Below are 11976 nucleotides of genomic sequence, written 5' to 3'. Positions count from 1 at the left end.
GGCGCGGAGCCTATTGGCCCGCGCCCCCTTCCGTCGTTCCTCCGGTCGGACCGACCGGGCTCCGGCCGGGCGCGCGCCCTCCCCGCCCGCACCGCCGCGGCCTCAGCCGCAGGAGGAGTCCGGGTCCGGCCCGGACGGATCCGGGGCCGCGTGCCGCGCGCCGGGGATGTGCGGCAGCCGGGCGGCGGAGACCACGCCCTCCAGGTAGCCGCGGGCCCGCTCGGTCCGCGGGTAGGAGTCCAGCAGGGCCCAGAACGCCGGACCGTGGTCCGGCACCAGCAGGTGCGCCAGCTCGTGCAGCAGCACGTAGTCCAGCACGTACTCCGGCATGCCCTGGAGCCGGTGGGAGAGGCGGATCGTCCCCTCGCTGGGGGTGCAGGAGCCCCAGCGGGAATTCTGATTGGTGACCCAGCGGACCTGGCTGGGCCGGGCGCGACCGTCCAGGTAGGCGCCCGACAGCTCGCGGGCCCGGGTCATCAGGGCCTCGTCACCGGGGATCCGCCGGGACTCCTGGGCGGCGAGCTTCTCCAGCATCTGCGCGACCCAGCGCTGCTCCTCGGCGTGCGACATCCGGGCCGGGATCAGCACCACGGTGCGGTCGCCCTCGCGGTAGGCGGAGACCGTACGGCTGCGGCGGGCGCTGCGGCGCACCTCGACCCGGCCGCGGTCGTGCGCCTCGGGGGCCGCCGCGCCGGAGGGCGGCGGCTGCGGTGGAGCCGGCCTCGGCTGCTGCCGCTGGTCGGGGCGCCCGCGTGTGTTCGGCGCCGCGACCTGCGACCCGGACGCTGCGCGGGCACGCCGACGCGACGCCGGTGGATGGGAGTCCCGCTCGGCTGCCATGGCACACGACGTTACCCGGTACCACGGACAGAAGTCCGCTGCCGTGGCCGGAATCTTTCATGGAGTGATCGGGAACGAAAAGTCGACGGCGGGTGTCCGGAAACCGACGCCGGAGGGGATGGCCGGTTATCCACAGGGCGCGCGAACGGATGGTGCGATCATGCGCACGGCCCTGTGGACAACCTTCCGCACGACGTCGGCGCGATGGGGCAAGCTGCGGTCGGCCGTCCGGAAACGATCGGAAGGGAGATCGTCGTGCGCCTCGCCCTCAAACCCGCGCTGTCCCGCAGCTGGCGGGACCCGCAGACCCTGCAGTTCGGCACCGTCACCCGCTTCGCCGGGGTGCTCGGCAACGCCGACAAGACCCTCTGCGACTTCCTCGCGCTGCTCGACGGGACACGGGAGCGACCGGAGCTCCTGACCGAGGGCGAACGCATCGGGCTCGGCCGCGAACCGGCCGACACCCTGCTCACCGGCCTGGAGGAGACCGGCCTGCTGGACGACGCGGAGGCCGACCGCCGCGCCCTGGCCCGCTTCCCCCCGCAGCAGCGGGACCTGCTCGGTCCCGACCTCGCCTCGCTCTCCCTGGTCCACTCCGGGCCGGGCGCCGCACCGGCGGTCCTCGGCCGCCGGGCCGACGCGCGGATCGAGGTGCGCGGCGCGGGCCGGGTCGGCACCGCCGTGGCGGCGGTGCTCGCGGCGGGCGGCACCGGCACGGTCACGGTCGCGGACCGCGGCCGGGTGAAACCGGAGGACTGCTCCCCCGCCGGCCTGCCGCCAGGGGACGTCGGACGGCTGCGCTCGACGGCGGCCCGGGAAGCGGTGCAGCGGGCCACCGGCCGGCCGCCGGCACCCCTGCCCCGGCGCCGCACCGGGGAGCCGCCACCGGACTTCGTGGTCCTCGCGCCGCGGGACGGCAGCGCCGCCTTCGCCGGCGGGACGTACGAGGCCCGACTGCTGCTGCGGGCCGGGGTGCCGCACCTCTACGTGGGCGTGGTCGAGGAGTTCGGCGTCGTCGGACCGCTGGTGATCCCCGGGGTGTCCGCCTGCGGGCACTGCCTGGTGCTGCGCCGGGAGGACGAAGACGCCGCCTGGCCCCGGGTCCTGGCCCAGCTCGCCGACGGAGGCCCCGGACGGGCCCGGACCCCGGCCTGCGACACGGCGCTGGCGACGGCGGTCGCCGGGCTGGCGGCGCTGCACGTCCAGGTGTTCCTGGACGGCGGCCGGCCGCCGAGCGTGGACGGCTGGTGCGAGGTCTCGGCCGGGGACGGCATGCCGAGGCGCCTGCGGCTGCGCGGGCACCCCGACTGCGGCTGCCTGTGGCAGCCGCTGCCGCCCGGGTGAGGAGCCCCGGAGGAAGCCGTCCGGCCCCGCGCGGCACGTCGGCCGAGCCGACTTCCGGCGCGGAACCACCGGCCCCCACCGGACCAAGCCACCCAACTCCCCGCAAAGCGAGGGCACTCCCGGCCCCGCCCCACGGAATTCCGAGGGGCACGCAGCAGGGAGCGGGCACAATGGCGTAGAGATGGTCGGCCGCCCGGAACCGGGGGGCCGGGGAATGGAGGCCCGGGGTGAGCGATCTTCCGCGCAAGGCAATGACCCGCACGGCACGGCTCGCCGCCCTGCCGCTGGGGATAGCCGGCCGCGCCACGCTCGGCCTGGGCAAGCGGATCGGCGGCCGCTCCGCCGAGGTCGTCACCGCCGAGCTCCAACAGGCCACCGCGGACCAGCTGTTCAAGGTCCTCGGCGAACTCAAGGGCGGGGCGATGAAGTTCGGGCAGGTACTGTCCGTCTTCGAGGCCGCGCTGCCGGAGGAGGTGGCCGGGCCGTACCGGGCGGCGCTCACCAAGCTCCAGGACGCCGCTCCCCCGATGCCCGCCGCCAAGGTGCACACCGCGCTCGCCCAGCGGCTCGGCGACTCCTGGCGCGAGCTGTTCCGGGAGTTCGACGACCGGCCCTCGGCCGCCGCCTCGATCGGCCAGGTGCACAAGGCGGTCTGGCACGACGGCCGCACGGTCGCCGTCAAGGTGCAGTACCCGGGCGCGGGCGACGCCCTGCTCGCGGACCTCTCGCAGCTGAGCCGGGTGGCCTGGCTGCTGGGGCCGCTGATCCCCGGGCTGGACATCAAGCCGCTGATCACCGAGCTGCGCGAGCGCGTCTCGGAGGAGCTGGACTACGAGCTGGAGGCGCAGGCCCAGCGCCGGCACGCCGAGGAGTTCACGGACGACCCGGACATCGTGGTGCCGGGCGTGGTGGCCCAGGCCGACCAGGTGCTGGTCACCGAGTGGATGGGCGGCACCCCGCTGGCCGAGGTGATCGCGGGCGGCACCCAGGAGGAGCGCGACCGCGCCGGGCAGCTGCTGGCCCGGTTCCTGTTCGCGGGCCCGTCCCGGACGGGGCTGCTGCACGCGGACCCGCACCCGGGCAACTTCCGGCTGCTGAAGGACGACGGCCCGGTGTCGGGCTGGCGGCTGGGCGTGCTGGACTTCGGCACCGTGGACCGGCTGCCCGGCGGGCTGCCCGCGCCGATCGGGGCCTCGCTGCGGATGGCGTTGGCCGGGGACGCGGCCGGGGTGCTCCGGATGCTGCGCGAGGAGGGCTTCGTGAAGCCCTCGATCCGGCTGGATCCGGACGCGGTGCTGGACTACCTGCTGCCGATCATCGAGCCGGCCGCGGTGGAGAACTTCCACTTCACCCGGACCTGGATGCGCTCCCAGGCGGCCCGGATCGCCGATCCGCGCTCGCCCGCCTACAACCTGGGCAAGCAGCTGAACCTGCCGCCCGCGTACCTGCTGATCCACCGGGTGACGCTGAGCACCATCGGGGTGCTCTGCCAGCTGGGCGCCAAGGCGCCGTTCCGCGCCGAGATGCTGGCGTGGCTGCCCGAGTTCGCCGGGCGCCCGTCGGCGGGGCCGGGGCAGCCCGCCGAGCCCGCCCGGGTCCGCGAGGACTGACCCGGGCACCGCGACAACGGCCGCAGGCCGCTCCCCGACGACGGGGAGCGGCCTGCGGCACGACGGGGGTGGACCGGAGTCCGGGAGGGGCCTGTCGAGGACGGCCCCGGGCCGAAGGCCCTACATCAGTGCGACGGCGAGCGCCTTGCGGGCCCGCATCGAGGCCCGCTCGGCCCGCTGCCTGAGCCTGCGGGCCCGGTCGACCCGGTTGACGAGCCGTTGGTTCTCGGCCTCGTGCAGCCTGTCTTGCATATGGGCACGGGCCAGGGATTCGTGGAGGAGTTGCATTTCGAGGATCCTGTTCTGGGTCTGACGTTCGGTGGCCTGCTCGGCGCGGGCGGTGGGATCGACGGCGGCGGGGTTCATGTGGTGGTCCTGCTCGTGGTGCTTGCTCGGGAACGGGATGCGGGCTGCGGCGTCGGCCTTGGCGGCGGCGATCCGCACGGATCGGCGGAGGGCGCTGTCCAGCGGGGGCTGCTCTCCCCGGCGGACGACCCTGGCGCCGTGGGCGGGGTTCACGCCATGACCTCGGTCTTGCGCGGACGGCCACGGGGACGCTTGCGGGCCACGACGACGCCCTGGACGAACAGCTCGCCGCCCCAGACGCCCCACGGCTCACGCCGCTCCAGGGCGCCGGTCAGGCAGGCCTCCTTCACCGGGCAGGTACCGCAGAGGGACTTCGCGTACTCGACGTCGGCCGGCGTCTCGGCGAAGAAGACCTCGGGGTCGAAGGCGCGGCAGGGGATGGGGAGACCGAGGGACTCGGCCTGCTCGATCGAGCTGAGCTGCATGGAAAGAACCTCCGGGGGGTCGGCCTGGTCGGCCTGGGTGATCTGGCTTGTCGGCGGTACGGACGGGGTGGGCGGTGTGATGACCGTGGACACTGTGGGCGTCTTCCTCGTCTTTTCTCAGTGGTTCCGGCCCAGGTGACTGGTGGTGCTGGGCCGGAGGCCCCGGAGGGCCTGGGTGGTCTTGCGTACCGGACAAAACAGAAGGGCCGCGGATCCCGGTGTGACGGGTTCCGCGGCCCTGGAGGTGCCGACCTGAGGCTGGCTCAGGTTCGTTCTCTCCAGGGTTCAGGGCCGCGGAAGGCCCACATCCGGACGGCCTCGGCGCCGGTAAAGGCGGCCATGGCCTGGTTAATCTGCTGCTCGTTCTGCTTCTGGGCATTTTCGGCACCGATGACCTGCGCATAGCCGCCATGCATGGCGGCGGCTACGGCCGCCTTCGGTGCCTGGGTCGGTCGCTCGTCGCGCAGGGAGCACGGCGTGCCGAACGAGGCCCAGCCCCGGGACAGACCGGTCTCGACAGTGGTGCCGTCGACGCTCCTGCTGCCCGTGAGGCACAGATCAGTGTGTCCAGGACCACTGACAACGGGGGCGACGGAGACACCGGTGGTGTCGAGACCCAGACCGGTTCCACCGAGCTCGGCGAGCGCCCGCAGACGGGCGGCACGCAGGGAGGCAGCGACAACGGTCTGGCCAGTCATTTTGGTGATCATGATGTTTCCCACTGTCTTCGCCTCCTCTCGGCGTCTCGCGGAGCCTGGTTTCCCTGGCTCCGAATGTTCGGATGTCTGTCTCGGTAAAGCTGTGGTGAAGCTCTCGGGCGAGGGGCATCAGCACAGGTTTCACCCCGTGCGACCGCGTCCCCTTGACCGCTCCGGCAGGCTATTGCGCTCCCGGTACGCGGCGCAAACTATTTTTCACGCGAGTTCTTCGGCACGTCACACAACGGGTTCCGAAACCCTCGAAGCGGCCTCCTGGACCACGCCCGGACCGGCTCAGGCCGGATCGTCCGAACCGCCGTCCTCGACGTCGTCCGGGTCCTCCTCGGGCTCCTCCCCCGCACACAACGAGAGCACGGCCGCCCCGTACTTGTCCAGCTTCAGGGCACCGACCCCGGAGATGGCGGCCAGCTCCCCGCGGCCGGCGGGCACGTCCTCGGCGATCGCCATCAGCGTGGCGTCGGTGAACACCACGTAGGCCGGCGCGCCCTGCTTCTTCGCCTGCCGGGCCCGCCACTCGCGCAGCCGCTCGTACAGCCCCTCGTCCATCGTGGACGGGCAGCTCTCGCAGCGGCGCAGCTTGCGCTCGACGGCCTCGGTGAGCACCTTGTCGCAGACCCGGCACTTGACCGGTCCGCGGACCCGCCGCGCGGCGGAGCGCTCGCCGGGCTCGACGCCCCCTCGCCCGCCGCGCGCGCCGGTGCGCGCGCCAGGAGCGGTGGAGCCGGGGCGCAACCCGTCCAGGAAGCGGCTGGGCTTGCGGCTCGCCCGGCCGCCCGGGGAGCGGGAGAGCGCCCAGGAGAGGCTGAGGTGCTTGCGGGCGCGGGTGACGCCGACGTAGAGGAGCCGGCGCTCCTCCTCGACCTGCTCGTCGGTCTTGGCGTAGATGATCGGCATGGTGCCCTCGGTGAGGCCGACCAGGAAGACGGCGTCCCATTCGAGGCCCTTGGCGGCGTGCAGCGAGGCGAGCGTGACGCCCTCGACGGCCGGGGCGTGCTGGGCCGCGGCGCGGGCGTCCAGCTCGGCGACGTAGGCCGAGAGGTCGGTGCCCTGGCCGGCCTCGGTGCGGGTGCGCTCGAACTCCTCGGCCAGCCGGACGAGGGCGGCCAGCGACTCCCAGCGGTCCCGGACGGCGCCGGAGCCGGCCGGGGGCTCGGCGGTGAAGCCGCGGGTGGCCAGCACCGCGCGGACCTGGCCGGCCAGGTCGGGGGCGTCGTCGGTGAGCGGGTCGGAGGCGGCCCGGGCGGCGCCGCGCAGCAGCACGCCGGCGTCCCGGACCTCGGGGCGTTCGAAGAACCGTTCCGCGCCCTTGAGCTGGTAGGGGACGTTGAGGTCGGCGAGGGCCTGCTCGTAGACCTCGGACTGGCCGTTGGTGCGGAACAGCACCGCGATCTCGCTGGCGCGCACGCCGGCGGCGAGCAGCTCCTTGATCCGGCGGGCGGTGGTCTCGGCCTCGGTGGGCTCGTCCTCGTACTCGGTGTAGACCGGTTCGGGGCCGGCCTCGCGCTGGGAGACGAGTTCCAGGCGGTGCCGGGCGGCCTCGCCGCGGGCCTGGGAGAGCAGCCCGTTGGCGAGGTGGACGACCTGGGGGGTGGAGCGGTAGTCGCGGACCAGCTTGACCACCGTCGCCCCGGGGTGCCGGTTGCGGAAGTTGAGCAGGTAGTCGGGCGTGGCGCCGGTGAAGGAGTAGATGGTCTGGCTGGCGTCGCCGACGACGCAGAGGCTGGCGCCGCCGTCCGGGCCGGTCCACTGGTCGAGCAGGCGCTGCTGGAGCGGGGAGACGTCCTGGTACTCGTCGACGGTGAAGTGCCGGTACTGGGAGCGGACCTGGTCGGCGATGTCCGGGCGGTCCTCCAGGATCGCGGCGGTGAGCAGCAGCACGTCCTCGAAGTCCATGCTGCCGCGCCGGCTCTTGGCCTCCTCGTAGACGCGGTAGACCTGGGCGGTCTCGGCCGGGTCGCGGGGGGCCTCGCGGCCGGACTTGGCGACGGCCACCGGGTAGTCCTCGGGGGCGATCTGGGTGACCTTGGCCCATTCGATCTCGGCGGTGAGGTCGCGCAGTTCGGTGCGCTGGACGCGCAGGCCGCAGCGGCCGGCCGCCTCGGCCACCAGCTGGACCTTGCGTTCCAGGAGCTGGGGAACGGGGCCGCCGACGGCGCGCGGCCAGAAGTACTGGAGCTGGCGCAGCGCGGCGGCGTGGAAGGTGCGGGCCTGGACGCCCTCGGCGCCGAGCTGGCGCAGCCGGCCGCGCATCTCGCCGGCCGCGCGGGCGGTGAAGGTCACGGCGAGGATCTGCTGGGGGTGGTAGACGCCGCTGCTCACGCCGTAGGCGATCCGGTGGGTGATGGCGCGGGTCTTGCCGGTGCCGGCGCCGGCCAGGACGCAGACCGGGCCCTGCAGGGCGGTGGCGACGGCGCGCTGCTCGGGGTCGAGCCCGGCGAGCACGGCGTCCGGGCCCGTCGCGGCGCCGGGGTCGCCCCAGGGGGAGCCGTGGGGGCCGTCGTACGGGCTGCCGCTCAAGAGGTCTTCCTGCATGCTTTCCATCCTCTCAGCCCGGTGGGACATCGCGGAGGGGGTTGTCCACAGGCCCGGTGCGATCGCAGGATGATCGCTCCGTACGACGGTCGACGGCGTACCGGAATGCCCGCCGCCCGGTGGACGTTGCCTCCGGAGACCGTACGCACCTCTCTTTCGAAGGAGCCCCCTCGATGTCCGGCACCGTGACGATGTACAGCACGACCTGGTGTGGGTACTGCAACCGACTCAAGAGCCAGCTGGAGCGCGAAGGCATCGGCTACACCGAGATCAACATCGAGGAGGACCCGGCGTCGGCGTCCTTCGTCGAGTCGGTGAACAACGGCAACCAGACCGTTCCGACGGTGCTGGTGACGCCGGCCGGCGGCGGCGAGCGGGTCGTCATGACGAACCCGAGCCTGCTGCAGGTCAAGAAGGCCCTGGCGGCCTGAGGCCGCCGGGTCCGGCCCGGGCCGCCGGGGGCCGGCGCGCGTCACGGCGCGTCGGCCCGGGCCGGGTCGACGGGCGCGGCGGGGGCGGGCAGGGTGGTGCGGGCGCCGAGGTCGCCGACGCCGTAGACGAGCCGGCTGCGGTCGGCCGAGTAGCGGGTCTCGATGACCCGGACGGGCCCGCGCCGGTCGTAGGTGACGCGGGTCTGCACCATCAGCGGCACCCCGGGGCCGCCCTGGAACCACTGGGCCTCCTCGGGGCCGGGCATCCGCGCGACCAGGTGGTCCACGGCGCCGATCTCGGTGCGTCCGAGGGTGGCGAGCACCGCCTCGTCGCCGCCCTCGACGGGGTCGGGCTCCATCAGCGGGGTGCCGGCGGCGAGGCCGGCCCGGTAGTGGCTCTCCTCGATGGAGTACGGCTCGCGGTCGAGCAGCCGCAGCTGGCGGCGGACCACGATGGCCTCGCCGGGGCGCAGTCCGAGCCGTTCGGCGATGTCCACCCGGGCCCGGACGATCATCATCTCGAAGTCGGTGCCGAGTTCCCGTCCGGCCTCGGCGGCCTCGCCGAGGTAGACGGCGGAGGGCGCGGCGAGGCAGTCGCGCGGCGCGGGGGTCAGGCCGGGCCCGTAGGCGCGGTGGTCCAGGACGGGGTGTTCGCGCAGGTAGGTGCCCTTGCCCTGGAGGCGGACCAGGCGGCCCTCGTTGACCAGGACGTCGACGGCGAGCCGGACGGTGTTGCGGGCGACGCCGTACTGGCGCTCCAGTTCGCTCTCGACCGGCAGGGCCGCGTCGGCGGTGAACTCGCCCTCGGCGATCCGGCGGCGCAGGTCGGCGGCGAGGCGCTGGTATTTGGGGGATTGGGCGGTGCCCCGGGGGATTGTCACCCTCGTGAATGTAGCGAGCACGGCGAGCCGGTTTCAGCCGTTTCCGGCAATATCGTCCGCGCGGGTTGACTTCGGAGCCCTGCGAGCCCCTCCCGGTAGCAGAACTGGCCCGTCCGGATACGAACAGCTGGTCGTGGCGAATTCGGGAAGGGATTGCGGAGTAAAAGGGGGGCGCGCGAAATTCTCCACGCGCCCCCTTGGTCCGGGCACCATTCGGGCGGGCCGCTTTCGGGCCGACCACTTCGTACGGACCGCTTCGCACGGACCGCTTCGGACGGATCGCCTCGGGTGGACCGCTTTACCCCAGGGCTACCAGCGCGCCGCCGAGGGCAGCGGCTCCCCGTACCAGAGCTCGACCAGGTGCCGGGCGATCGAGATGCCGGACGGCGGCAGGATCTCGCCCGCCTCCATGCCGGCCCGCAGCTCCTCGCGGGAGAACCAGCGCGCCTCGGCCAGCTCCTCGCCGTCCACGGTGATCTCGGTGCCGCCGGGCAGCGCCCGGCCCAGGAAGCCGAGCATCAGGCTGGACGGGAACGGCCAGGGCTGGCTGGCGACGTAGCGCACCTCGCCGACCCGCACGCCCGCCTCCTCCTGCACCTCGCGGGCCACCGCCTGCTCGATCGACTCCCCCGGCTCGACGAAGCCGGCCAGCGTGGACCAGCGGCCCTCCGGCCACAGCGCCTGGCGGCCGAGCAGGCAGCGGTCCTGCTCGTCGGTGATCACCATGATCACCGCCGGGTCGGTGCGCGGGTAGTGCTCGGCCGCGCAGGAGGTGCAGCGCCGCACGTGCCCGGCGCCGGCCTTCTCGGTCGGATGCCCGCAGCGCGAGCAGAAGCTGTGCAGCCGGTGCCAGTGCTCCAGCGCCACCGCGTGCACCAGCAGCCCGGCGTCCCGGTCGGACAGCAGCCCGCCGACCTCGCGCAGCCCGGCCGGGCGGGCGTCGCCGTCCAGGCGCCCGGGCAGGCTCTCGCCCGCCAGCGCGAAGTACGAGACGCCGTCCTCGTCGGTGCCCAGGAAGTACCGGTCGCCGGTCTGCGGCGCCTCGAAGGAGGGCATCAGCACGAGCTCGGTGCCCTGCGCGGTGTCGACCACGAACGCCTCGCCGCCGGCGATCGGCAGGACCCGGGTGCTCGGGTGGCTCCAGGCCGCCGCCAGCCAGGGCTCGTCGAGGCGGTGCTCGGCCGCCCGGTCCACCCCGGACCGGGCCAGTGCCAGGTGCAGCGGGCGCTCGGTCTCAGGCACGGTGCTCACGTCTGTTCCATCCCCACGTGGTGAATCATCCGGATGAGTGATCTGGCTGCCATGGTGCTCGAACCCGGGGTCATGCCCCCGGCCGGAAGTTCTCGGCCAGGTCGCCCCAGAGGTACGCGGCGGTCTCCACGCCCTTGGCCAGCAGGTCCAGCTCGACCTTCTCGTTGACCGAGTGCCAGCCGTCCGAGGGCACCGAGATGCCGAGGAACAGCACCGGCGCGCCCAGCACGTCCTGGAGGTCGGCGGCGGGGCCGGAGCCGCCCTCGCGGGTGAAGAGAATCTTCTGGCCGAAGGCCCGCCCCATCGCCCGGACGGTGGACTGGAGCGCCGGGTGGTCCAGCGGGGTCAGGCAGGGCCGGGTCGCGCCGGGGAAGACCAAGTCGTACCGGACGCCCGCGGGCACCCGCTCGGCCACCCAGGCCCGCACCGCCTCGCGGACCTTCTCCACCTCCTGTCCGGCGACCAGCCGGAAGGACAGCTTGAGGTGCGCCGAGGCGGGGACGATGGTCTTGCCGCCGGGGCCGGTGTAGCCGCCCCAGATGCCGTTGACCTCGGCGGTCGGGCGGGCCCAGATCCGCTCCAGGGTGGAGTAGCCGGCCTCTCCGCGGGTGCCGTACGACTTGGCGACCCGCAGCCACTGCTCCTCGTCGAAGGGCAGCTCGGCGAACAGCTCGCGCTCGGTCCCGGTCAGTTCGACGACGCCGTCGTAGAAGCCCGGGATCGCGACCTTGCGGTCGGCGTCGTGCAGGCCGGCGGCCAGCTCCGCCGCGACCTGGGCCGGGTTGGGGACGGCGCCGCCGAAGGAGCCGGAGTGGATGTCGGTGTCCGGCCCGTACAGGTCGATCTGGGCGTCGGCCAGGCCGCGCATGCCGGTGCAGACGGTCGGCGTGGTCGCGGACCACATGCCGGTGTCCGAGATGACCACCACGTCGGCGGCCAGCCGCCCGGCCTCGCGCCGGACCAGCTCGGCGAAGTTCGGCGAGCCGGACTCCTCCTCGCCCTCGATCAGCAGCTTGAGGTTGACGGCCGGCGCGGTGCGGCCGGTGGCGGCCAGGTGGGCGCGCACGCCCAGGGTGTGGAAGAACACCTGGCCCTTGTCGTCGGCGGCGCCGCGCGCGTACAGCCGGCCGTCGACCACGGTCGGGGTGAACGGCTCGGTCTCCCAGCCGTCCTCCCGCGCCGCGGGCTGCACGTCGTGGTGCCCGTAGACCAGGACGGTCGGCGCGGACGGGTCCCCGGAGGGCCACTCGGCGAACACCGCGGGCAGGCCTTCGGTCTCCCACACCTCGGTCACCGGGAAGCCGGTCTCGCCGAGCTTGGCGGCCAGCCACTCGGCCGAGCGCCGCACGTCGCCGGCCCGGTCCGGATCGGCCGAGACCGAGGGGATGGCCAGCCACTCGGCGAGGTCGGCGAGGAAGGCGGCCTGGTGCCGGTCGATGTAGGAGCGGACGGCGCTGTCCGGGGTTCTCGTCATACCGACGACTGTAGTTCGCCCGTGCGGGTGCCCGCCCCGGCCGTCCGGCTGCCGGGCGCCGTCGGGGCTGTAACCTCCGTCACCCCCGCCGCGACGAGGACGC

General features: G+C 73.9%; 11 protein-coding genes. 3 read left to right on the top strand and 8 right to left on the bottom strand.

From position 1 onward, the window contains the following. Nucleotides 1-102 precede the first annotated feature (102 nt). A complete protein-coding gene (locus tag ACFVVA_RS36100) occupies nt 103-840 on the bottom strand; it encodes a M48 family metallopeptidase (protein WP_387694933.1) in 738 nt (245 codons plus the stop codon). Between the two features lie 255 nt (nt 841-1095). Between ACFVVA_RS36100 and ACFVVA_RS36095 the strand changes: the two genes are divergently transcribed. Further along, nucleotides 1096-2184, top strand: a complete 1089-nt coding sequence (locus tag ACFVVA_RS36095) for a ThiF family adenylyltransferase (protein WP_387694932.1) — start codon at nt 1096-1098, stop codon at nt 2182-2184. Nucleotides 2185-2411: 227 nt separating this feature from the next. Further along, entirely contained in the window at nt 2412-3794 is a 1383-nt protein-coding gene (locus tag ACFVVA_RS36090; RefSeq protein WP_387694931.1) for an ABC1 kinase family protein, read from the top strand. Between the two features lie 120 nt (nt 3795-3914). Here the strand turns inward: ACFVVA_RS36090 and ACFVVA_RS36085 are convergent, their stop codons facing one another. From ACFVVA_RS36085 to ACFVVA_RS36070, 4 genes are all read right to left on the bottom strand, one after another. Further along, a complete protein-coding gene (locus ACFVVA_RS36085) occupies nt 3915-4313 on the bottom strand; it encodes a hypothetical protein (protein WP_387694930.1) in 399 nt (132 codons plus the stop codon). Continuing rightward, nucleotides 4310-4678 (bottom strand): WhiB family transcriptional regulator, encoded by a 369-nt coding sequence (locus ACFVVA_RS36080; RefSeq protein ID WP_387694929.1) that lies wholly within the window; start codon nt 4676-4678, stop codon nt 4310-4312. The genes ACFVVA_RS36085 and ACFVVA_RS36080 overlap by 4 nt, the downstream gene beginning before the upstream one ends. Before the next feature lie 170 nt (nt 4679-4848). Then, complete coding sequence (locus tag ACFVVA_RS36075) at nt 4849-5295, bottom strand: hypothetical protein (RefSeq protein WP_387694928.1); 447 nt, start codon at nt 5293-5295, stop codon at nt 4849-4851. A gap of 282 nt (nt 5296-5577) precedes the next feature. After that, nucleotides 5578-7845, bottom strand: a complete 2268-nt coding sequence (locus ACFVVA_RS36070) for an ATP-dependent DNA helicase UvrD2 (RefSeq protein WP_387694927.1) — start codon at nt 7843-7845, stop codon at nt 5578-5580. A 164-nt stretch (nt 7846-8009) separates the two neighbouring features. Between ACFVVA_RS36070 and ACFVVA_RS36065 the strand changes: the two genes are divergently transcribed. After that, a complete protein-coding gene (locus ACFVVA_RS36065; protein WP_030058313.1) occupies nt 8010-8267 on the top strand; it encodes a mycoredoxin in 258 nt (85 codons plus the stop codon). Between the two features lie 41 nt (nt 8268-8308). Here ACFVVA_RS36065 and ACFVVA_RS36060 read toward each other — a convergent pair whose 3' ends face one another. From ACFVVA_RS36060 to ACFVVA_RS36050, 3 genes are all read right to left on the bottom strand, one after another. Next, the gene (locus tag ACFVVA_RS36060; RefSeq protein ID WP_359915373.1) at nt 8309-9148 is read right to left on the bottom strand and encodes a GntR family transcriptional regulator; all 840 of its coding nucleotides are present in this window, start codon (nt 9146-9148) and stop codon (nt 8309-8311) included. Nucleotides 9149-9457: 309 nt separating this feature from the next. Beyond that, nucleotides 9458-10399 (bottom strand): NAD(+) diphosphatase, encoded by a 942-nt coding sequence (gene nudC / locus ACFVVA_RS36055; protein WP_359915374.1) that lies wholly within the window; start codon nt 10397-10399, stop codon nt 9458-9460. A gap of 70 nt (nt 10400-10469) precedes the next feature. After that, nucleotides 10470-11873: a dipeptidase gene (locus ACFVVA_RS36050; protein WP_387694926.1), complete on the bottom strand. Its 1404-nt coding sequence runs from the start codon at nt 11871-11873 to the stop codon at nt 10470-10472. Nucleotides 11874-11976 lie beyond the last annotated feature (103 nt).

It is taken from the genome of Kitasatospora sp. NPDC058048, assembly GCF_042885555.1.
Lineage (GTDB): Bacteria > Actinomycetota > Actinomycetes > Streptomycetales > Streptomycetaceae > Kitasatospora > Kitasatospora lactacystinica.
Note: the sequence above shows the minus strand (reverse complement) of the source record. Positions and strands in the feature narration are given on the sequence as shown.

Coding starts and splice junctions, on each gene's coding strand:
- ACFVVA_RS36100 (WP_387694933.1), bottom strand. CDS start 840: ATGGCAGCCGAGCGGGACTCCCATCCACCGGCGTCGCGTCGGCGTGCC.
- ACFVVA_RS36075 (WP_387694928.1), bottom strand. CDS start 5,295: ATGATCACCAAAATGACTGGCCAGACCGTTGTCGCTGCCTCCCTGCGT.
- ACFVVA_RS36070 (WP_387694927.1), bottom strand. CDS start 7,845: ATGGAAAGCATGCAGGAAGACCTCTTGAGCGGCAGCCCGTACGACGGC.
- ACFVVA_RS36065 (WP_030058313.1), top strand. CDS start 8,010: ATGTCCGGCACCGTGACGATGTACAGCACGACCTGGTGTGGGTACTGC.
- ACFVVA_RS36050 (WP_387694926.1), bottom strand. CDS start 11,873: ATGACGAGAACCCCGGACAGCGCCGTCCGCTCCTACATCGACCGGCAC.